Annotated in this window: 17 protein-coding genes; 6 read left to right on the top strand and 11 right to left on the bottom strand. The window is 67.5% G+C overall.

Annotated elements, in window-relative coordinates; genetic code table 11:
- The first annotated feature begins 23 nt into the window (after positions 1-23).
- Genes fliM through ACWPKK_RS07455 form a run of 3 tightly spaced genes read left to right on the top strand, consistent with a single transcriptional unit; the run spans position 24 to position 2,790 of the window.
- The gene (gene fliM / locus ACWPKK_RS07465) at positions 24-1,097 is read left to right on the top strand and encodes a flagellar motor switch protein FliM (RefSeq protein ID WP_085089732.1); all 1,074 of its coding nucleotides are present in this window, start codon (positions 24-26) and stop codon (positions 1,095-1,097) included.
- On the top strand, positions 1,094-1,780 hold the full coding sequence (locus tag ACWPKK_RS07460) for a DUF6468 domain-containing protein (RefSeq protein WP_452002388.1): 687 nt from the start codon (positions 1,094-1,096) through the stop codon (positions 1,778-1,780). The genes fliM and ACWPKK_RS07460 overlap by 4 nt, the downstream gene beginning before the upstream one ends.
- Complete coding sequence (locus tag ACWPKK_RS07455; protein ID WP_452002385.1) at positions 1,777-2,790, top strand: MotE family protein; 1,014 nt, start codon at positions 1,777-1,779, stop codon at positions 2,788-2,790. Before ACWPKK_RS07460 ends, ACWPKK_RS07455 begins: the two co-directional genes overlap by 4 nt.
- A gap of 159 nt (positions 2,791-2,949) precedes the next feature.
- Here ACWPKK_RS07455 and parC read toward each other — a convergent pair whose 3' ends face one another.
- Both parC and recO read right to left on the bottom strand, forming a co-directional pair.
- Positions 2,950-5,175 (bottom strand): DNA topoisomerase IV subunit A, encoded by a 2,226-nt coding sequence (gene parC, locus ACWPKK_RS07450; protein WP_452002382.1) that lies wholly within the window; start codon positions 5,173-5,175, stop codon positions 2,950-2,952.
- Between the two features lie 20 nt (positions 5,176-5,195).
- On the bottom strand, positions 5,196-5,918 hold the full coding sequence (recO, locus tag ACWPKK_RS07445; RefSeq protein ID WP_324867390.1) for a DNA repair protein RecO: 723 nt from the start codon (positions 5,916-5,918) through the stop codon (positions 5,196-5,198).
- A gap of 207 nt (positions 5,919-6,125) precedes the next feature.
- Between recO and ACWPKK_RS07440 the strand changes: the two genes are divergently transcribed.
- Together ACWPKK_RS07440 and ACWPKK_RS07435 are read left to right on the top strand one after the other, a co-directional pair.
- The gene (locus tag ACWPKK_RS07440) at positions 6,126-8,279 is read left to right on the top strand and encodes a sensor domain-containing protein (RefSeq protein WP_452002378.1); all 2,154 of its coding nucleotides are present in this window, start codon (positions 6,126-6,128) and stop codon (positions 8,277-8,279) included.
- A 34-nt stretch (positions 8,280-8,313) separates the two neighbouring features.
- On the top strand, positions 8,314-8,697 hold the full coding sequence (locus ACWPKK_RS07435) for a hypothetical protein (RefSeq protein ID WP_109096859.1): 384 nt from the start codon (positions 8,314-8,316) through the stop codon (positions 8,695-8,697).
- Between the two features lie 427 nt (positions 8,698-9,124).
- Here ACWPKK_RS07435 and ACWPKK_RS07430 read toward each other — a convergent pair whose 3' ends face one another.
- Genes ACWPKK_RS07430 through ACWPKK_RS07420 form a run of 3 tightly spaced genes read right to left on the bottom strand, consistent with a single transcriptional unit; the run spans position 9,125 to position 11,900 of the window.
- Positions 9,125-9,913 (bottom strand): SGNH/GDSL hydrolase family protein, encoded by a 789-nt coding sequence (locus ACWPKK_RS07430; RefSeq protein ID WP_452002374.1) that lies wholly within the window; start codon positions 9,911-9,913, stop codon positions 9,125-9,127.
- Complete coding sequence (locus ACWPKK_RS07425) at positions 9,910-10,704, bottom strand: hypothetical protein (protein ID WP_452002372.1); 795 nt, start codon at positions 10,702-10,704, stop codon at positions 9,910-9,912. Before ACWPKK_RS07425 ends, ACWPKK_RS07430 begins: the two co-directional genes overlap by 4 nt.
- Before the next feature lie 20 nt (positions 10,705-10,724).
- Positions 10,725-11,900, bottom strand: a complete 1,176-nt coding sequence (locus tag ACWPKK_RS07420; RefSeq protein WP_452002369.1) for an OpgC family protein — start codon at positions 11,898-11,900, stop codon at positions 10,725-10,727.
- A 626-nt stretch (positions 11,901-12,526) separates the two neighbouring features.
- Between ACWPKK_RS07420 and ACWPKK_RS07415 the strand changes: the two genes are divergently transcribed.
- The gene (locus tag ACWPKK_RS07415; RefSeq protein ID WP_149221889.1) at positions 12,527-13,624 is read left to right on the top strand and encodes a TRAP transporter substrate-binding protein; all 1,098 of its coding nucleotides are present in this window, start codon (positions 12,527-12,529) and stop codon (positions 13,622-13,624) included.
- A 149-nt stretch (positions 13,625-13,773) separates the two neighbouring features.
- Here ACWPKK_RS07415 and ACWPKK_RS07410 read toward each other — a convergent pair whose 3' ends face one another.
- Genes ACWPKK_RS07410 through ACWPKK_RS07385 form a run of 6 tightly spaced genes read right to left on the bottom strand, consistent with a single transcriptional unit; the run spans position 13,774 to position 19,983 of the window.
- Positions 13,774-14,595 (bottom strand): MBL fold metallo-hydrolase, encoded by an 822-nt coding sequence (locus tag ACWPKK_RS07410; protein WP_452002366.1) that lies wholly within the window; start codon positions 14,593-14,595, stop codon positions 13,774-13,776.
- Positions 14,592-15,371 carry a TatD family hydrolase gene (locus ACWPKK_RS07405; protein WP_452002363.1) on the bottom strand — a complete coding sequence of 260 codons (780 nt, stop codon included), beginning with the start codon at positions 15,369-15,371 and terminating at the stop codon, positions 14,592-14,594. The genes ACWPKK_RS07410 and ACWPKK_RS07405 overlap by 4 nt, the downstream gene beginning before the upstream one ends.
- A gap of 9 nt (positions 15,372-15,380) precedes the next feature.
- Positions 15,381-16,931, bottom strand: a complete 1,551-nt coding sequence (gene metG, locus ACWPKK_RS07400) for a methionine--tRNA ligase (protein ID WP_452002360.1) — start codon at positions 16,929-16,931, stop codon at positions 15,381-15,383.
- A 51-nt stretch (positions 16,932-16,982) separates the two neighbouring features.
- Entirely contained in the window at positions 16,983-18,101 is a 1,119-nt protein-coding gene (locus tag ACWPKK_RS07395; RefSeq protein ID WP_452002358.1) for a DNA polymerase III subunit delta', read from the bottom strand.
- Entirely contained in the window at positions 18,098-18,769 is a 672-nt protein-coding gene (tmk, locus tag ACWPKK_RS07390; RefSeq protein ID WP_452004735.1) for a dTMP kinase, read from the bottom strand. The genes ACWPKK_RS07395 and tmk overlap by 4 nt, the downstream gene beginning before the upstream one ends.
- An 11-nt stretch (positions 18,770-18,780) precedes the next feature.
- A complete protein-coding gene (locus tag ACWPKK_RS07385; protein WP_452002355.1) occupies positions 18,781-19,983 on the bottom strand; it encodes a D-alanyl-D-alanine carboxypeptidase family protein in 1,203 nt (400 codons plus the stop codon).
- Positions 19,984-19,999 lie beyond the last annotated feature (16 nt).

The following is a 19,999-nucleotide window of genomic DNA, read 5'->3' as shown; positions in this document are numbered from 1 at the left end:
CGGTCAGGTGGGGATGTGGACCGATGAGCGACACCGGTGAACTGAGCGAGGAAGAACGGCTTGCCGCCGAATGGGCCGCATTGGCCGAGGACAGCGGCGATGTCGGCGACATGGGCGGCGGCGGGTCGACCCGCGTCCTGAACCAGGACGAGATCGACAGCCTGCTGGGCTTCGACCAGGGCGGCGCCGGCGACGGCGACAACTCCGGCATCATGGCGCTGGTCAACTCGGCGCTGGTCAATTACGAACGCCTGCCCATGCTGGAGGTGGTCTTCGACCGCCTCGTCCGCATGATGTCCACCTCGCTCCGCAACTTCACCTCCGACAATGTCGAGGTCAGCCTCGACCAGATCTCCTCGGTCCGTTTCGGCGACTACCTGAACTCCATTCCGCTGCCGGCGATGCTGTCGGTCTTCAAGGCGGAGGAGTGGGACAATTACGGCCTGATGGTCGTCGACTCCGCGCTGATCTATTCCATCGTCGACGTTCTGCTGGGCGGCCGGCGCGGCACGGCGGCGATGCGCATCGAAGGCCGTCCCTACACCACCATCGAACGCAACCTCGTGGAACGCATGGTCCATGTGGTGCTGTCCGACCTGTCCGCCGCCTTCGATCCGCTGTCGCCCGTCACCTTCCGCTTCGACCGGCTGGAGACCAACCCGCGCTTCGCCACCATCGCGCGGCCCGCCAACGCGGCCGTGCTGGTCAAGCTGCGCATCGACATGGAGGATCGCGGCGGCCGGCTGGAACTGATGATCCCCTATGCGACGCTGGAGCCGGTGCGTGAGCTGCTGCTCCAGATGTTCATGGGCGAAAAGTTCGGCCGTGACTCGATCTGGGAAACCCACCTGGCTTCGGAACTGATGGTGACGGACGTCGACCTGTCGGCCGTGCTGGACGAGGTGACGATGACCCTGCACGACGTGCTGAACTGGCGGGTCGGCACCCGTATCCTGCTGAACGCCACCCCCGACGGCGCGATCGAGCTGCGCTGTGGCGACGTGTCGATGTTCCAGGGGCGGATGGGGCGCAAGGGCGGGCACATCGCCGTCCGCCTGGAAAAGGAACTGCCCAAGCAGGAGGTCATGAGGTTATGAGTCCGCTGATCTCCATCATCATCGATGTCGTGATGGTCGGCCTGCTGGCCGCGACCATCGCCTATGCGATCATCCTGAACCGGCAGATCATCGCGCTGCGCGAGAGCCGCGGCGAGATGGCCGAACTGATCCAGGGTTTGAACGACGCGATGGCGCGGGCGGAGACCGGCGTGCGCACGCTGAAGAAGGCGGCGAGTGACACCGGCGAGGATCTTCAGCGCACGGTGAACAAGGCGCAGACCCTGCGCGACGAGTTGGAGTTCATGATCGAGGCGGCCGACGCGCTGGCCAACCGGCTGGGCGGTGTCGGCGAGCGTGACGGCGGACGCGATGGCGGCCGGCGCGACAGCGGACGTGATGGCGGGCGGTCCAACGCCGTGGCCCCGGCGCTCGCCTCGCGCATCCCGGCCAAGACGCCGCTGGTCGCTCCGCGCCCGGCCCTGCGCAGCCTGCCGGTCGTGGATGATCACGACCATGACCATGATCACGACCATGACGACCATGCCCCGCCGCCGGCCCGGCTGGACGCGCCGCCGCGGCGCGCCGCCGCCCGCGCCGAACCGCAGGCCGAGGCTCGTGATCCGATGACCCGCGACCCTATCACGCGAGACGGCGAGAGCCTGTCCCGGGCCGAACGCGAACTTCTGCAGGCGATCGAGAATGCCGGTAAGGGGCTCGGATGACCATGCGCACCAGTGACGGCAGGCCCGCTGCGGCGGGTGCTTCCCAGGAACAGAAGGTCGTGATCCGCCCGGCCGGTGCCGCGCCGACCGGCGTCCGCACCTCTTCCACCCTGGCGGCCCAACAGGCCCAGCAGGCGCAACTGCCGGCGGTGCGTCCCGCCGCGGGCAAGGTGCCGGCGAAGAAGGGCAAGGCGAAGGCCAAGCCACGTAAGCCGGCGACGCCGCGCGTGCCGCTGACCGAGCGGCTGCGGGCACGGCTGCGCGGCCTCCGTTTCCGCCTTCTGCCGCTGACCATCTTCGTCGCGGTGATGATGCTGGGGGTCCGGGTCGGCGATTTGTGGCGCCTCGCCACCCATGATGCCCGCCTGCCGGACTTTCCGGTCAGCCTCGCCCAGGGACCGCAAAGCTCCACCCCGGCCATTCCGCCTGCTCAAGTTCCGCCGGGCCAGGCTCCTGCCGCCACCACGAAGCCGGTCGCCGGCGCCGGCGGCAGCCAGCCCGGCAAGGAAGCGCCGCCGGCTCCCGGCGGGTCGAGCGGCCCGGCCAATGCTCCGGCTGCCAACGCCCCTCCGGCCCCGCTCGGTCCCATCAACAACCAGGAACTGCTTCAGCATTTCGCCGACCGCCGCGCCGAGATCGAGCGCCGCACCAAGGAGATGGAGCAGCGCGAAGCCCTGCTCGCCGCCGCCGAGAAGCGGATCGACCAGAAGGTCGCGGAGATGGAGAAGACCCGCGCCGACATCCAGAAGCTGATGGCCCAGGGCGACGAGAAGCAGTCGGCCCAGCTGGAAAGCCTTGTGAAGATCTACGAGACGATGAAGCCGAAGGAAGCGGCCCGCATCTTCGAGGAACTCGACATGCCGGTTCTGCTGGGCGTCATCCAGAAGATGAAGGAGCAGAAGACCGCCCCGATCCTGGCCGCCATGGACCCGGTGAAGGCCAAGGAGGTCACCTCGGCATTGGTGGAGCGGCGCGTGCCGCTGTCGGCGACGATCACGGCGCCGAAGTAGGGGGAGCGGTTATACGGCGAAGTTAGACCCCCACCTAACCTCCCCCGCTGGGCGGGGGAGGGACTGTCGCCCCGCTCCCGCATCAGCACCTGTTCCCTCCCCCGCCCAGCGGGGGAGGGTTAGGGTGGGGGCTAACTTCCCCACTCAACGACCAAGCCCTCACATGAACCGGTTGTTCTTCGGGAACCCGTTCGGCGGCATCTTGCCCTGGCCGGCGCGGTCGCCCATCCAGCCGGTCAGGTCGGTGACGACGAAGTTGCGCTCGCCGTTCCTCCAGCTCAGGCCCTCGGCCAATGTGAAGGTCTTCACGTCGGCGACGCTGGCGTCCTTGTATTTCTGAAGCTGGACGCCCTTGCCGCGGGTCATCACCGGCACCTGCTCCAGCGGGAAGACCAGCATCTTGCGGTTGTTGCCGATGATGGCGACGGTGTCGCCGGTCACCGGATGGCAGATGCGGGCGGACTTGCCGTCCTCCAGGTTCAGGACCTGCTTGCCGGCGCGGGTCTGGGCCAGCACTTCGGTCTCGTCGACGCGGAAGCCGCGGCCATCCTCCGACACCACCATCAGGGTGCGGCCGGGCTGGTGGCGGAACAGGTCGACGATGTCGACGTCGTTGCCGAGGTCGATCATCAGACGCACCGGCTCGCCGAAGCCGCGGCCGCGCGGCAGCTTGTCGACGCCGATGGTGAAGAATTTGCCGTTGCTGGCGAAGACCAGAAGCTTGTCGGTCGTCTCGCACCGCTCGATGAAGCCGCGGGCGTCGCCGTCCTTGTACTTCACGTCCTCCGCTTCCGCGTCGGTCAGGTGGCCGCGCACCGTGCGGATCCAGCCCTTGGCGGAGCAGATGACGGTGACCGGCTCGCGCTCCACCAGCGCGTCCAGCGGCACCTCGATCACCGCCGGCGCGTCGGCCACGTCGGTGCGGCGCTTGCCCAGCACGCCGCCGCCGAACTTCTTCTTGATCTCGGCCACGCTCTCGGCGATCCGCTTCCAGCGCAGGCTCTCGTCGCCCAGCAGCTCCAGCAGGCCGTTCTTTTCCTTGGTCAGCGTGTCGTGCTCGCGCCGGATCTCCATCTCCTCCAGCTTGCGCAGGTTGCGCAGCCGCATGTTGAGGATGGCGTCGGCCTGCACGTCTGTCAGGGTGAAGGCGCGGATCAGCTCCTGCTTCGGCTCGTCCTCCTCGCGGATGATGCGGATGACCTCGTCCAGGTTCAGGTAGGCGGCGAGATAGCCGCCGAGAACCTCCAGCCGGTGGTCGATCTGCTTCAGCCGGTGGTTGGACCGGCGGACCAGCACCTCGTGCCGGTGGTCGAGGAAGGCCTGCAGGACCTCGCGCAGGTTCATCACCCGCGGCACATGGTCGGCCCCCAGCACGTTCATGTTCATCGAGAAGCGGATTTCCAGGTCGGTCGCCTGGAACAGCGAGGCCATCAGCACCTCGGGATCCACGTTCCGGCTCTTCGGCACCAGGACGAGGCGGACATCCTCCGCCGACTCGTCGCGGACGTCCTCCAGCAGGATCAGCTTCTTGGCCAGCAGCAGCTCGGCGATCTTCTCGACCAGCCGGGCCTTCTGCACCTGATACGGCACCTCGGTGACGACGATCTGCCAGGTGCCCTGACCGAGCTTCTCCACCTCCCAGCGGGCGCGCAGGCGGAAGGCGCCGCGGCCGGTGCGGTAGGCCTCGATCACATTCTCCCGCGACTCGACCAGCACGCCGCCGGTGGGGAAATCGGGGCCGGGCATGAAGTTGACCAGCGTCTCGATCGACGCGTCGCGGTGCTTGATCAGGTGGCGCAACGCGTCGCAGATCTCGCCGACATTGTGCGGCGGGATGTTGGTCGCCATGCCGACCGCGATGCCGCTCGACCCGTTGGCCAGCAGATTCGGGAAGTTGGAGGGCAGGACCGCCGGCTCGTCGCCGTCGCCGTCATAGGTCGGGCGGAAATCGACCGCGTCCTCGTCGATGCCCTCCAGCAGGGCCTTGGCGACCTCGGTCAGGCGGGCTTCGGTGTAGCGCATCGCCGCGGCATTATCGCCGTCGATGTTGCCGAAATTGCCCTGGCCGTCGACCAGCGGATAGCGGACGGAGAAATCCTGCGCCAGACGCACCAGCGCGTCGTAGACGCTGCTGTCGCCGTGCGGGTGGAACTTGCCGATCACGTCGCCGACGACGCGCGCCGACTTCTTGGGCGGGGTCGTCGGCTCCAGCCGGAGCTGGCTCATGGCGAACAGCAGGCGTCGGTGTACCGGCTTCAGCCCGTCGCGCACGTCGGGCAGCGAGCGGGACATGATGGTGGACAGCGCGTAGCTGAGATACCGCTCGCCGAGCGCGTCGGCCAGCGGCTTTTCCAGGATTTCGGAGGCGGGGTTTTGCGGCTTCATGATGATGTGGTCTAGCAGTTTCAGGATGAGCGCGCTACCGCGTTCGCGTAACGTTCTCTCAACCGTTCGCGCGCGGGCGGCAGCGGCCCGTTCAGCACGTGGCGTTCCAGGAAATGCGCGGTCAGCCGCAGCCCGTCGGACACCGAAGCCGGCCCGCCGCCGCCGCGCCCGGCCAGGAAATCGGGCAGGGGAAGCAGCCGGTCACGGTAAGGCTCGCCCACCGATGCGGTCACCGCGCGGCCGGTGCGCGGGCTGACATAGGCGAGATAGTCGTTGGCCCCCGACACAGCACAGCGGTCGAGGTCGAGGCCGAATCCAAGCTCCGCCAGCAGCCCGATCTCCCAGCGCACATAGCTCTCCGCCCAGGCCGGGCTTTCCAGCAGGTCGAACAGGGCGAGCAGCCCGTCGAACAGGGCAGGGTGGGCCTCCCGCTCCGGCAATGCCGCTTCGACCAGCGCGCAGGCGCTGATGAGGGCGGCCAGCGCCTGGGCGTCGTCGAAGAAGTTGGCGGCATAGCCCTTCACCGGCTCCAGCGTGAAATGGCCGAGATGCTCCGGCAGACGCCCGCGCCAGCGGACATGGACCAGGGTCCCCGGCTCCAGCGTGCCGCGCTGGCGCGCCGACCGGCCGCCCATCACCATGCCGGCATGGCGGCCGTGCTCACGCGTCAGCAGGGTCGCGACGGCGGATCCTTCCCCCTGGGGGCGGGCGGACAGAACGATTCCCTGATCGGACCAATCCATCGGTGCCGTTCGCAGATGAGGTGGCAGGGTAGACGGCGAGCTATCCTAATATAGGAAAAAATCTCCCCAAGGGAACCGGTCATGACGAATGGAACCGCCGGCATCGAGGGCATTCACCGATTCTTCACCAAACCACCCCTACAATCGTGACCTCAACGGTGGGAGGCCCCACCAATCGCAGGCCGCCAACGGGTCCGACGAGGGGTCTTGAACACCAACATCGACCGATATCTGCTGGCGGAAAAGGCCGGCTCCGAAGGCGTCTGGGATTGGGACCTGCGCAGCGACACGCTGTACCTCTCCCCCCGCTTCAAGGACTTCCTCGGTCTGCCTCCGGGCGACCCCAGCCGCGAGACCAACCGGCCGAACGACTGGCTGTCGCTGGTCCACCCCGAGGACATCGACTGGCTGCACGCCTCGTTCGAGGCGCAGATGGTCGGCCTGACGGTCCCCTTCCAGATCGAACACCGCGTCCGCCGCGCCGATGCGGCCATCGATTCGACCGACAAACCGCAATGGCGCTGGCTTGTCTGCCGCGGCATGGCGGTGATGGACGATACCGGGGATCCGATCCGGCTGGTCGGCTCCGTCGCCGACATCACCGACCGCAAGCTCGCCGAACAGCGCCTGCGCCAGAGCGAGGAGCGCTATGCGCTTGCCGCCGCCGGGGCAGCCGACGGGCTGTGGGACTGGCACATCGACAGCGGCGAGGTCTATTACTCCCCGCGTTGGAAGGCGATGCTGGGCTATGAGGACGCCGAGATCGGCGACACAATCGACGAGTGGTTCCGGCGCGTCCTGCCCGGCGACCTGGACGGGCTGCAGACCGCGATCAACCTGCACCTGACCGGCGAGCGACCGCACCTTCAGCACGAATTCCGCATCCGCGACAAAGCCGGGCAGGAGATGTGGATGCTGGTGCGCGGGCTGGCGGTGCGCGATGAAAAGGCGCGCATCGAAAAGGGCGGCGCCGTCCGCATGGCCGGTTCGATGACCGACATCACCGCGCGCAAGAGGGCCGAACAGCAGATCCTGTTCGATGCCGTCCACGACGCCATGACCGGGCTGCCCAACCGCACGCTTCTGCTCGACCGCATCGGGCAGGCGCTTGACCGCAATCGGCGGGCCGGCGCCCGGCCCTTCGCCGCGATCATCATCGACCTGGACCGCTTCAAGGCGATCAACGACGCGCTGGGCAGCAGCGCCGGCGACCGCGTGCTGCGCATCATCGCCAAGCGGCTCGACACCAGCCGCCGCGTCGGCGACACGCTGGCCCGCCTGTCCGCCGACGAGTTCGCCGTGCTGGTGGACGAACTGAACGACGCCGGCGACGCGCTGGAGGCGGCGGAGCGCATGGCGCGCGCCATTTCCCGCCCGATCACGCTGGAGGAGGGGCGCGACCTCGTGCTGACCGCCTCCATCGGCGTGGCGTTGAGCCAGACCGGCTACGACCGGGCGGAGGACATGCTGCGCGACGCCAGCCTGTCGATGTACCGCGCCAAGAGCGGCGGGCGGGCGCGCATCGACGTCTTCGATGCCAACCTCCGCCGGCAGGCGATGGCCGCCATGCGGATGGAGGCCGACCTGCGCGCCGCCCTGGAGCAGGGCCAGCTCTGCCTGCACTACCAGCCCATCGTCCTGCTGGAGTCCGGGGCCATCGCCGGGTTCGAGGCGCTGATGCGTTGGAACCACCCCGACCGCGGCCTGGTCCCGCCGGCGGAGTTCATCCCGCTGGCCGAGGAGACCGGCCTGATCGCGCCGATGGGCCGCTGGGCGCTGGGCGAGGCGGTGCGGCAACTGGCGCTCTGGCAGGCGCGCTTTCCGCGGCCCGTGCCGCTGTTCATGAGCGTCAACGTCTCCACCCGCCAGTTCCGCGACGACGATCTGGTCGGGGCGGTTCGCGACCTGCTGGACGCGGTGCCGATCCCGCCGTCCAGCCTGAAGCTGGAACTGACCGAAAGCCTGCTGATGCAGGACCCGGACGAATGCCGGATGCTGATGCAGAGCATCCGCGACATGGACGTCCGGCTGTCGATCGACGATTTCGGCACCGGCTATTCCTCGCTGGCCTACCTGCACAAGCTGCCGGTGGATGTGCTGAAGATCGACCGCAGCTTCGTCCGCGCGCTGTCGACGGGGGAGGGAAACGCCGCCATCGTCCAGGTCATTGCCGGGCTTGCCACCATTTTGCGGCTCGACGCCGTGGCGGAAGGGGTGGAAACGGCGGACGAAGCGGTGTATCTGCGCGGTCTGTGCAAGTACGCCCAAGGCTATCACTTCGCCCGCCCGGCCCCGCCGGAGGCGGTGGAGCGGCTGCTGGCCGCCGAAGACGAGCACATCGCCCTGCCAGCACCGGCCTAAGGCCGCTGCGAGCCGCTGATTTGGAGTTTGCGTGATGTCGGACCGCACCTGCGGTGAATGCACCCTCTGCTGCAAGCTGATGGGGGTGCCGGAGCTGAAGAAGCCTTCGGCCAAATGGTGCGCGTCCTGCGACCAGGGCAAGGGCTGCTCGATCTACGAGGAGCGGCCGCAATCCTGCCGGAACTTCCAATGCTTCTGGCTGATGGACGAGAATTTCCCCGACGAGTTCCGCCCCGACCGCATCCACGCGCTGGCCGCGTTCAACGACGTGAAGGACAGCTGCGTCCTGCATGTCGACCCCGCCAAGCCGCGCGCGATGGGCAGCCCGGAGGTCCAGGCGCTGACCGACGCGCTGCTGAAGGTCTATTCGAAGGTGTTTTTCCTCTGCGGCAAGGAAAGCGCGATGATGCAGCGGTGATCGGGCGGGGCTTTGGCAGCCACTGACAGGGCCTCTCCAAGCATCAGGGTTGAAAAATTTCCTTCGGCCGTCATCCCCGCGAAGGCGCTACGGGATGCATACATCTCGCATCTGCGGAAAAGTGTGGAGCTTGGCATTAAGGAAAGCCCCTCTCCCCTTGCGGGAGAGGAGTTGGGGTGAGGGGCGCAGATCTGGTTTCCTCCGGCCTTGCGGCCGGCAGCACCCCTCATCCCAACCCTTCTCCCGCAAGGGGAGAAGGGCTATTCGCTACCAAAGGCTGCTGTTCTTTCGCAGATGCGAGATATGTGCACGCCGTAGCGCGAAGGCGGGGATCCATAGTTTCCAATGCGGGAGCTTGCAGAGTCTGGATTACCGCCTTCGCGGGAATGACGGCCGACTGAGGGGGCGCTTTACCGCTGCTTCCACTCTACCGCTTCACCCCGCTCTCATGGACGCGCACCGCGTCCTCGATCCCCATAGCCAGCATGCGGGCGACACAGTCGTAGCCGACGTCGGTCTGGTGGACTCCGTCCGGCCCGATCAGGTCGGTGACGGCCATGCCCCGCGTCTCCACCAGCGACCGCATCACGTCGAACCGGTGGAACAGGCCGACACGCTGGTCGGCGGCGATCCCGGCGATGCGGGACAACATCGGGGCGACGCCGGTCTTTTCCAGCATCCTCGGCGCGTATTGCAGGTCCATCAGCACCACGTCCACCCCGGCGGCGCGCAGCCGCTCCACCCCCTGGCGGACCGAACGCTCGCTCAAACCCTGGTCGCCGTCGCGCAGCACCGTGTTGGCGCCGACCTGCCAGATCACCAGATCGGGCCTGGGGGCCAGCGCGTCGGCGTCGATCCGCCTTTCGGTCTGGTCGTCGGTCTCGCCGTTGATGCCGCGGTTCAGCACCGCGATGTCCGCGTTGCGGAACCGCTCGGCCAGATGGTGGGCAAGGCGGGCCGGATAGGCTTTGTCGGGCGCGCTCGCCCCCGCCCCGGCGGTGGAGGAGGAGCCGATGGCGACGATCCGGATCGGGGCGCCGGTGGCGATGCGCCGGGACAACTGCGGCAGGGGCGTCGAAAGGGCAGTCTCTCCGCGCGGCAGCTGGCACTGTGCCGAGGCCGCGGGAGCGGCGGCCAGTGCGGGAGCGGATATGGCGATGGTGGCGATCAGCGTCAGCAGGCGGGCGGCGTGATGCAGGCTGAAGGGCTTGTTCAAGGGCTCGTTCCGTTGCTTCGCGCTATTGCCGGAGGGATGGCCGCCGAGGGGGCGATCATCGTGGCGATGCTTTCCGCCAGCAATTGTCCGATGCAACGGTGAACGAAATCATAAGACCGCCGCTTCGCCTCGTCCCCCTCGTCGGCGAAATCGACCCGGCCATCCTCCACCCAATGCCGCATGATGTCGTAGCGGGGGAAGTGGAAGATGTCGGAACTCTGGGCCAGCCAGGACATGTAGGACACGTAGGGCGCGAAGTCGATCAACTGCGCCGTGTGCATGCTGTACTGCATGTCCATGATGACGATGTCGGCGCCGCGGCGTTGGACCTCGGCGATGCCGGCCTGCAGCGCCGTGCCGAAACCTTCCGGATCCAGGTTGCGCATGGCGTCGACCGTGCCGGTCTGCCAGACCACCAGCGCCGGGCGCTGGTCGTCAACCGCCTGGGCCAGCGGCGCCACCATGGCGGGCGCGGGCTCGCCGGGCAGGCTCAGCACGGTGGTCCGGACGGTGGTCCGCTGGGCGCGGCCGGACAGGCGGAGCTTCAACTCCTCCTCCAGCCGGGCGGGGTAGCCGACGATGCCGGGCTTGGACGCCTGCTTGGCGGAATGGACGATCAGCACCGACAGAGGTTGGCCGGCGGCCAGCTGCGCCGACACCCGCGGAAGCCCTTCACCGGGAGCAAGCACGGTATCCGGCACGGAACAGGCGGGATCCACGGCCACGGACGACGCATGACCCGGAATGGGAAGGGCAAGAGCCGCCAGCGCGATGGCCGTGGCCGTCAGCAACCGTCTCAACCCCCGTCCTCTCATGCACCCACATTCCTGTTGGCCGCGACCCTGTGGCGACGTGCCCGTTCGGCCGACTGGTACCAACCGAGGAAGCGGGCCAGCAGCACCATCGTGGCGATGCCCAGCACGGTAACAAGGAACTGCGCGGAAAGCGAGCCGCTGACATGGACCAGAACGGTCTGCCCGGCGAAGGACAGCAGCACGCCCAGGCAGAACACCTGCAGCGACTGCCGCCCGCAGTCGAGCACCGGTGCGGCCAGCGATCCGTTCAGCCAGGACGCCCCGGCCGGCACCAGCCGGAGCACGACATAGGCCAGCGCGAAGAAATGCAGCAGGCGCAGCGGGTCGAGGTCGGTCTTGCTGATGGGGTAGAGGATCTCCGTCACCGCATCGGGGATCAGGGCGTGCAGCGGGGCGAATTTCCAGGACAGGGTCAGGTACAGGCCGGCCAGCAGGATCGCCCCCGCGGTGACCATCACCGGCAGGCGGAAGCGGGTCAGCAGGGCGCGCAAGTCCGGCCGGAACTGCAACGCCGCACCCGCCACGAACAGCAGCTGCCAGGTGAAGGGGTTGAAGTACCAGACGCCGCCGTCCGGGTGGGTGGGCAGGTTCCATCCCCAATGCCGGGCCGCCAGATAGACCGCGGCGGAGCCGGCCAGGACCGCCAGCGGCCGGCGGCGCAGCGCCGGCAGCAGCAGGGGAAAGGCCAGCAGAAGCAAGATGTAGAGCGGCAGGACATCCAGGTTCGCCGGCCTGAACTTCAGCAGCAGGGCCTGCGTCAGGGCGGTGACGGGATCCTGGAAATAGCCGGCGATGCCCATCTCCTCGGCGAACAGCGGGCTGTCGAAGGCGCGGGCGGTGTAAGCGATCTGGGCGGTGAAGGCGAAGAACAGGATGATGTAGGTGGCGTAGAGCGTCCAGCAGCGGTGCAGCACCTGTGCCGCCGCCATCGGCATGCCCTGCCGGTCCAGCGTCCGGCCATAGACCAGCGCCGCAGTGTAGCCGGAGATGAAGACGAAGATCTCCGTGGCGTCGCTCAGGCCGAAATTCCGCGGCGTCAGCCAGGAAATCTGGTTGGCCGGGATATGGTTCACGAAGATGAACCACAGGGCCAGCCCGCGGAAGAAGTCCAGCCGCAGGTCACGCGCCGCGGCAGTCTCCGCCCCACGCTCCGCCACAGTCACGTCTCTCATGGCCGTCCAACCCGCAAGGTCCCGCTCCCCCCCAACAACACGCCGGCACGGTCTTAAGCTCCGCCGCCCATCCTTTCCAGGGATCATTCCTCCGGGTCCTCGGCCGTGCCTGCAACAGATGGGGGCAGCGGCGGCGGAGTCGAGAAGCAATGCCGCCGGACCCACGGCCGACACCGTCCGGCCGTGGTGGTTGAATGGAACCCGCGGCTTCGCGCCGCAGCGTTAAACCTCTGAAATATGGACGTCAATTCCGCTTCACGCTTGATCCCGACCATTCGCTTCCTGCATAATCCGATCAGCGAAAGAAAGCTGGGACGGATCGGCCGACAGGCCGGCCGCAAACCCGGATGGATGGGAGGGAGCGCAAGCAGAGACCGGGAACGGTCGTGCCGCCAATGTGCAGGCGCGTGGGCTTTCACGGTGTCCCCGATGCGCCGTCCGGGCCGGCCGAGCATGCATCTGGTCAAGCGTGCATCCGGCCGGGCTGCATCCCACCACTCCCGCTTTTCCCGCTCAACCGGTGCCGTCCGGGCCCGTCGAGGGTCCGGTTTGTCCGGTTGCGGGCCGGCTGACCCCGGTCCGGCAACAAGAACGCATAACAGAGAACGGACAAAGGGAGCTTCTGGATGAAACGTCGTGCATTTCTGACCTCGGCCGGTGTGGGCGTCGCCGCCAGCACGCTTGCCGCCCCCGCCATTGCGCAGTCCTCGCCCGAGATCAAGTGGCGTTGCGCCTCCAGCTTCCCGAAGAGCCTCGACACCATCTACGGCGGTGCGGAGTTCGTGTCCAAGCGCGTGGCCGAGCTGACCGACGGCAAGTTCCAGATCCGCGTCTTCGCGGCCGGTGAAATCGTCCCGGCGCTCCAGGTTCTGGACGCGGTCAAGGACGGCACGATCGAGTGCGGCCACACCGTCTCCTACTATTACGTCGGCAAGGATCCGACCTTCGCCTTCGACGCGGCGATGCCGTTCGGCCTGAACGCGCGCCAGCAGAACGCCTGGATGACCCATGGCGGCGGCAAGGAGCTGATGGCGGAGTTCTTCGCCGGCCACAACCTCGTCGCCATCGGCGCCGGCAACACCGGCACCCAGATGGGCGGCTGGTTCCGCAAGGAAATCAAGTCGGTCGAAGACCTGAAGGGCCTGAAGTTCCGCATCGGCGGCTATGCCGGCACCATCATGGCCCGCCTGGGCGTCGTGCCGCAGCAGATCGGCGGCGGCGACATCTATCCGGCGCTGGAAAAGGGCACCATCGACGGCGCCGAGTTCGTCGGTCCCTATGACGACGAGAAGCTCGGCTTCAACAAGGTCGCCAAGTACTACTACTATCCCGGCTGGTGGGAAGGCGGCCCGCAGGTCTCCATGATGTTCGGCAAGGAGAAGTTCGAATCGCTGCCGCCGGCCTACAAGGCGGCGCTGCACGCGGCCTGCTCCGACGCGACGCTGGACATGCTGGGCAAGTACGACGTCCAGAACATGACCGCGCTGAAGCGTCTGGTCGCCGCCGGCACCCAGCTGCGTCCCTTCCCCAACGAGGTGATGCAGGCTTGCTATCAGGCCGCCATCGAGGTGTACGAGGAAGAGGCCGCGAAGAACGAGAAGTTCCGCAAGATCTACGACGCGTGGAAGAAGTTCCGCGAGGAGGAGTATCTGTGGTTCCGCGTCGCCGAATACAGCTTCGACCGCTTCGTCTACGCGGCCCCGCCGCTTGAGAAGAAGAAGTAAGGAGTTTTTGGGTGGGGGAGTCGTCTTCGGTTGCCCCCACCCTAACCCTCCCCCGCTTCGCAGGGGAGGGGACTTCCGCCGCTCTGCGACGTTCTCCCTCCCCTGCCCAGCGGGGGAGGGCAGGGGTGGGGGCATTCGTCAGCCGACACCTAAACCTCGACCACCATCCCATCATACGCCGGCTCGACCCCCTCCGGCAGAATCCGCCGCAGGCTGTCGTAGTCCATCGTGTTGTCCATATGGGTCAGATAGGCCCGCCGCGGCTGCACCCGTTCGATCCACTCCAGCGTCAGCGCCAGATGCGCGTGCACCGGGTGGGGCGGCTCGATCCGGCCGCAATCGACCACCCAGGTGTCCACCCCCGCCAGCGCCGCGAAGGCCCGCTCGTCCAGTCGCACCACGTCGGTCGAATAGGCGAAGCCGCCGAACCGGTAGCCCACCGTCCGCATATAGCCGTGGTCCTGCTCGAACGGCGCCACCTCCAGCCCCTTCACGCTGAAGGGCCCGTCGATGCGGTGCGACCTCAGCACCGGGCGATAGAAGGGATAGCCGTCGGGCAGCGGATCGAAGCAGTAAGGGAAGCGGATTTCAATGTCGCGAAGATGCTCGTCCCAGCCATAGGCGTCGATCGGCGCATGCATCTGCCGGCAGATCTCGCGCAACTCGTCGATGCCGTGGCAATGGTCCGCATGCTGGTGGGTCCACAGCACGGCGTCCAAGCGCGCACAGCCGCTGTCCAGCAGCTGCTGCCGCAGGTCGGGGGAGGTGTCGACCAGAACCGACACGTCATCCCGCTCGACCAGTACCGACGGGCGCATGCGGCGGTTCTTTGGATTGGTGGGATCGCAGCGGCCCCACTGGCCGCCCGGCACCCCGGCGATTACCGGAACGCCGCGCGACCCGCCGCAGCCAAGGACGGTCACGCGCATCGCGCCCGGTGAAACGCCGGTTGATGCGCCGTCCACCGTCATGCAGCGGCCTTGTCGAACAGGCGGAAGAAGTTGTCGGTGGTGACGCGCGCCAGTTCCTCGGCCGAGACGCCCTTCACCTCGGCCACGCAGGCCGCGGTGTGGGCAACATAGGCCGGCTCGTTGCGCTTGCCGCGGAAGGGGATCGGCGCAAGGTAGGGCGCGTCCGTCTCCACCAGGATGCGGTCGATCGGCACGTCCTTCACGATGGCGCGCAGGTCTTCCGACTTCTTGAAGGTGACGATCCCCGACAGCGACAGGCTGAAGCCGTACTCCACCGCCTCCTCCGCCAACGCGCGGCCGGAGCTGAAGCAGTGCAGCAGCCCCTTCACCTTTTGTCCGGCCGCTTCCTCCTTGACGATGCGCATGGTGTCGTCGTCGGCGTCGCGGGTGTGGATGATCAGCGGCAGGCCGGTTTCCAGGCTGGCGCGGATGTGCCGGCGGAAGCACTCCTGCTGCTGGTCACGCGGGCTCTTGTCGTAGAAATAGTCGAGCCCGGTCTCGCCCAGCCCGATCACCTTGGGATGGCGCGACAGCTCCACCAGCTTGTCGACGGTGGTGATGGCGAACTCCTCCGCCGCCTGGTGGGGATGGACCCCGACAGAGCAGAGGATGTCGTCATAGCGTTCCGCGACCGCCAGGATGCGGTCGAACCGGCTGATGTAGGTGCAGATGGTGACCATCCGCCCGATGCCGGCCTGCCGGGCGCGGTCGACGACCGCGTCCAGCTCTTCGGCGAAATCGGGAAAGTCGAGATGGCAATGGCTGTCGACGAGCATAAGGGAAACTCAGGCCTTCGGTTCTTCGACATAGCGCGGGAAGACGCCCTGCGGCGTCGGCAACGGCGTGCCGGCGGCCAGCGCCCCCGACGGACCCAGCGTGCCGAAGCCGCGCGCGTCCGGCCCCAGCGCCAGCAGGTCGAGGATCTTGGCGGAGCTGTCCGGCATCACCGGCTGGGTCAGGATGGCGAGATGGCGGATCGTCTCGGCCAGCACATACAGCACGGTGGCCATGCGCGCCGGATCGGTCTTCTTCAGTGCCCAGGGGGCCTGTTCGTCGACATAGCGGTTGGCATCGCCGACCACGGCCCAGATGGCATCCAGCGCCTTGTGGAAGGCCTGCGCCTTGATCTCCGCCCGGACGATGTCGAGGATACCGTAGGCGGAGCCCAGCAGCGCGTTGTCCGCTTCCGTGAACTCGCCCGGCGTCGGCACGGCGGCGCCGCAGTTCTTGCCGATCATCGACAGGACACGCTGCACCAGATTGCCGTAATCGTTGGCGAGGTTGCCGTTGATCCGGTTGACCATCTGCTTGTGCGAGAAGTCGCCGTCATTGCCGAACGGCACTTCGCGCAGCAGGAAATAGCGGGTCTGGTCCAGGCCGTAGGTGTTGACCAGCGCGTCCGGCGCGATGACGTTGCCCAGAGACTTCGACATCTTCTGGCCTTCGATCGTCCACCAGCCATGGGCGAAAACCCGCTTGGGCGGCTGCAGGCCGGCGGCCATCAGGAAGGCCGGCCAATAGACGGCGTGGAAGCGGAGGATGTCCTTGCCGACCATGTGCAGGTCGGCCGGCCAGTACTTGGCATACTCGCCCGTCGTGTCGGGATAGCCGACGGCGGTGATGTAGTTCGCCAGCGCGTCGAGCCAGACATACATGATGTGGGCGTCGTCGCCCGGTACCGGGATGCCCCACTTGAAGGTGGTGCGGCTGACCGACAGGTCCTTCAGCCCCGACTGGACGAAGGACATCACCTCGTTGCGCTTGCCGGCCGGTGCGATGAAGTCCGGGTTCTGCTCGTAGAACTCGATCAGCCGGTCCTGCCAGGCCGAGAGCTTGAAGAAGTAGGACGGCTCCTCCACCCATTCGCATTCGGCGCCGGTGGGGGCGATCTTCTTGCCCTCGGCATTGGTGGTCAGCTCATCCTCGCCGTAGAAGGCCTCGTCGCGAACCGAATACCAGCCGGCGTAGGACCCGAGGTAAATCTCGCCCTTCTCCTTCAGCACCGTCCACAGCGCCTGCACCGACTTGACGTGGCGCGGCTCGGTGGTGCGGATGAAGTCGTCGTTGGAATAATTCATCAGCGACACGAGATCGCGGAAGTTCTGCGACACCCGGTCGGTGAAGTCCTGCGGCGGGATGCCGGCCTTCTCCGCCGACTTCTCCACCTTCTGGCCGTGCTCGTCGGTGCCGGTCAGGAACTTCACGTCATAGCCGTCGAGGCGCATGAACCGGGCGAGGACGTCGCAGGCAAGCGTCGTGTAGGCGTGGCCGATGTGCGGCACGTCGTTCACGTAATAGATCGGCGTCGTCAGGTAGAAGGTCTTCGGCCCGGCCATTTGCGGCACTTTCTTTCAAGTCAGGTTCAACCGGCAGGTTCTGAAATAACCCTAGGCGGCTGCCGTTTCCAGCGCCGACAGGGCGTTCAGGACCACCTGCTTGCGGTCCAGGTTTGCGGATTCCGCGCGCGCGAAAAGACGCTGAACCTTTTCCCACACCTCCACCCAACGTTCAAGACCGCGGGCGTTGGCCAGCCGGGTCATCAGGGCGGCTTCGCCCGGCACCACCTCCGCCGGCCAGGACCCGCGGGCGAGCGAGCGGGCGAAGCGGGCCAGCCACCAGACCAGCAGTTCGGTCGCCGTCTCGAACATCCCGTCGTCCTGCTTGCGGGTCAGCTTGTCGCCGAAGGCGTGCGCCGCGACGATGTCGATGCGCGGCAGGTCGGACAGCAGCCCGATCATCTCGCGGTAGAGCGCCAACCCACCCGCATCGGCCAGATCGATGGCGCGGCCGACGCTGCCCTCCGACAAACGGGCCAGCGCCGGGCGGTCGTCGGCGGCGATGTCCGGCCGGTGCTGGCCCAACAGGTCGATCACCGTCTCTTCCGGCAGCGGCTTCAGCGTCAGCTTGCGGCAGCGCGAGCGGATGGTCGGCAGCATGCCGCCGGGATTGTCGCTGACCAGCAGCAGCAGGGCGCCGGGCGGCGGTTCCTCCAGGATCTTCAGGATGGCGTTCAGGCCGCTCAGGTTCATGCGGTCGGCGCCGTCGATCACCGCGACGCGCCAGCCGCCTTCCGCCGAGGTGCGGCGCAGGAAGGGGCCGATCTTGCGCACGTCGTCCACCGCGATGTCGCGCTTCAGCCGGTCCTTCTTCTCGTCGCGCTGGCGCTCGACGGTCAGCAGGTCGGCATGGCCGCCCGACGCCACCCGCCGGAACACCGGATGCTCCGGCCCGATGTGCAGGGACGTGACCGGAGCATTCCCACCGAACAGGCTGTCGCCCGGCGGCTCCTGCGCCAGGACGAAGCGGGCGAAGCGGAAGGCCAGCGTCGCCTTGCCGATGCCGGGCGTCCCGCCGATCAGCCAGGCATGCGGCAGCCGGCCGGAGTTCCACGCCTCCAGCAGCAGCCGTTCCGCGTCCTCATGCCCGACGAGGTCGGGATTGCGCCGGGGGGCGAGCGCCTCCTCCGCGGCCGGGGCGGCGGATGCCGATGTGCGCGCCTTGCTCACGGCGCCGGCTCCAGATTGAGCCCCAGCCGCCCGGACACCGCGTCCCAGATGCGGGCCTGCACGGTGTCGAAATCGGCGTCGGCATCCACCACGGCGCAGCGCTCCGGCTCCCGCCGCGCGATGTCGAGGAAGCCGTCGCGCAGCCGCTGGTGAAAGCCGATGTCCATCCGCTCATAGCGGTCCTCGCCGCCATGGCGCGCCACCGCGCGGCGCAGCCCCGTCTCCACGTCGATGTCGAGGATCAGGGTCAGGTCGGGGCGGAAGCCGCCCAGCGCCGCAGTCTGCAGGGTCTCCACCAGATCGCGCCCCAGCCCCAGCCCGTAGCCCTGATAGGCCATGGTGCTGTCGAAGAAGCGGTCGCACAGCACCCAATTCCCGGCTTCCAGTGCCGGCCACACCCTGCGCTCCAGATGGTCGCGGCGGGCGGCGGTGTGCAGCAGCGCCTCCGTCACCGGGCTCCAGCGGCCGGTCTCGCCGGTCACCAGCAGGCCGCGGATCTCCTCGGCCCCCGGCGATCCACCCGGCTCGCGCGTCGTCACCAGTTCGGCGCCGCGGGCGCGCAGGGCCTCCCGCAGGGTGTCGGCCAGCCGGCGCAGCTGCGTCGACTTGCCGGCCCCTTCACCGCCTTCCAGCGTGATGAAGCGGCCGCGATGAGAGGAGGTCGGCATGGTCGTCACGGTCACAGGCTGCTGCCGAAGACGAGATACTTGGCGGCGGCGAAGGCGCGGCCGAAGATGCCGGCCTTCGGCACGTCCTGGGCGGCCACCACCGGCACCTCCTTGCCCGGGAAGCCGGGGGCGGAGATCACCAGCTTGCCCACCGTGTCGCCCTTCTTGATCGGCGCCGCGACGGGGGCGTTGCTGACCAGCGACACCTTCATGCCGGGGCGGTCGGCGCGGCCCATGGTGACGCTCAGGTTCTGCGGCACGGTGACGGGAACGGTTTCCTGCTCGCCCAGCCAGACCGGCACCTGCTCGATCGTCTCGCCACCCTTGTAGAGCGTGTAGGAGGCGAATTCGCGGAAGCCCCATTCGATCAGGCGGGCCGATTCGTCGGCGCGCGCCTGCATGCTGGGCAGGCCGTTGACCACCAGCAGCAAGCGGCGCCCCTCGCGCTCGCCCGACGCGGTCAGGCCGTAGCCGCCGGCATCGGTGTGGCCGGTCTTCATGCCGTCCACGTCCATGCCGCGATACAGCAGCGGGTTGCGGTTGCCCTGGTTGATGCCGTGGTACTTGAACTCCCGGATCGAATAATAGTGGTAATATTCCGGGTAGTCCTTGATCAGGTGCTCGGCCAGGATCGCGAGATCGCGGGCGGTCATGTAGTGGTTGGGGTCGGGCCAGCCGGTCGAGTTGACGAAGTTGCTGCCCTTCAGCCCAAGCTCGCGCCCCTTGCGGTTCGCCTGCTCGGCGAAGGAGCCTTCCGACCCGGCCAGCCCCTCGGCCAGCACGATGCAGGCGTCGTTGCCGGACTGGACGATCATGCCCTTGATCAGGTCGTCGACCTTGATGTTGTTGTGAAGCTCCACGAACATCTTGGAGCCCTGCATCCGCCACGCCCGCTCGCTGACCGGCAGCGTGCTCTCCAGCGTCAGGCGGCCGGCCTTGATCGCCTCGAAGGTCAGGTAGGCGGTCATGATCTTGCTCATCGACGAGGGCGCCATGCGCTCGTCGGCGTTCTTCTCGAACAGCACGGTGTTGGAGGTCAGATCGACCAGGATCGCCTGCTTGGCGATGGTGTCGATGGTCGCGGCATGGACGGAGGCCGCGGTCATGCCGGCGCCTATCGTGGCCCCGGCCATCGCGATCCCGGCCGCCATTCCAACCGAAAGGGCAACGGAACGGCCGAAAACGGCGCACAGGCGGACGACAACAGCGTTCATGGCAACAATCCTCCAA

Source organism: Azospirillum largimobile, assembly GCF_977007025.2.
The sequence above is the reverse complement of the archived record's forward strand: the minus strand, read 5'-3'. Positions and strand labels throughout refer to the sequence as shown.

What these genes read in the sequence shown, in the direction of transcription:
- fliM (WP_085089732.1), top strand. Translation starts at nt 24, where the DNA reads ATGAGCGACACCGGTGAACTGAGCGAGGAAGAACGGCTTGCCGCCGAA.
- ACWPKK_RS07460 (WP_452002388.1), top strand. Translation starts at nt 1,094, where the DNA reads ATGAGTCCGCTGATCTCCATCATCATCGATGTCGTGATGGTCGGCCTG.
- ACWPKK_RS07455 (WP_452002385.1), top strand. Translation starts at nt 1,777, where the DNA reads ATGACCATGCGCACCAGTGACGGCAGGCCCGCTGCGGCGGGTGCTTCC.
- parC (WP_452002382.1), bottom strand. Translation starts at nt 5,175, where the DNA reads ATGAAGCCGCAAAACCCCGCCTCCGAAATCCTGGAAAAGCCGCTGGCC.
- recO (WP_324867390.1), bottom strand. Translation starts at nt 5,918, where the DNA reads ATGGATTGGTCCGATCAGGGAATCGTTCTGTCCGCCCGCCCCCAGGGG.
- ACWPKK_RS07435 (WP_109096859.1), top strand. Translation starts at nt 8,314, where the DNA reads ATGTCGGACCGCACCTGCGGTGAATGCACCCTCTGCTGCAAGCTGATG.
- ACWPKK_RS07420 (WP_452002369.1), bottom strand. Translation starts at nt 11,900, where the DNA reads ATGAGAGACGTGACTGTGGCGGAGCGTGGGGCGGAGACTGCCGCGGCG.
- ACWPKK_RS07415 (WP_149221889.1), top strand. Translation starts at nt 12,527, where the DNA reads ATGAAACGTCGTGCATTTCTGACCTCGGCCGGTGTGGGCGTCGCCGCC.
- ACWPKK_RS07410 (WP_452002366.1), bottom strand. Translation starts at nt 14,595, where the DNA reads ATGACGGTGGACGGCGCATCAACCGGCGTTTCACCGGGCGCGATGCGC.
- ACWPKK_RS07405 (WP_452002363.1), bottom strand. Translation starts at nt 15,371, where the DNA reads ATGCTCGTCGACAGCCATTGCCATCTCGACTTTCCCGATTTCGCCGAA.
- metG (WP_452002360.1), bottom strand. Translation starts at nt 16,931, where the DNA reads ATGGCCGGGCCGAAGACCTTCTACCTGACGACGCCGATCTATTACGTG.
- tmk (WP_452004735.1), bottom strand. Translation starts at nt 18,769, where the DNA reads ATGCCGACCTCCTCTCATCGCGGCCGCTTCATCACGCTGGAAGGCGGT.
- ACWPKK_RS07385 (WP_452002355.1), bottom strand. Translation starts at nt 19,983, where the DNA reads ATGAACGCTGTTGTCGTCCGCCTGTGCGCCGTTTTCGGCCGTTCCGTT.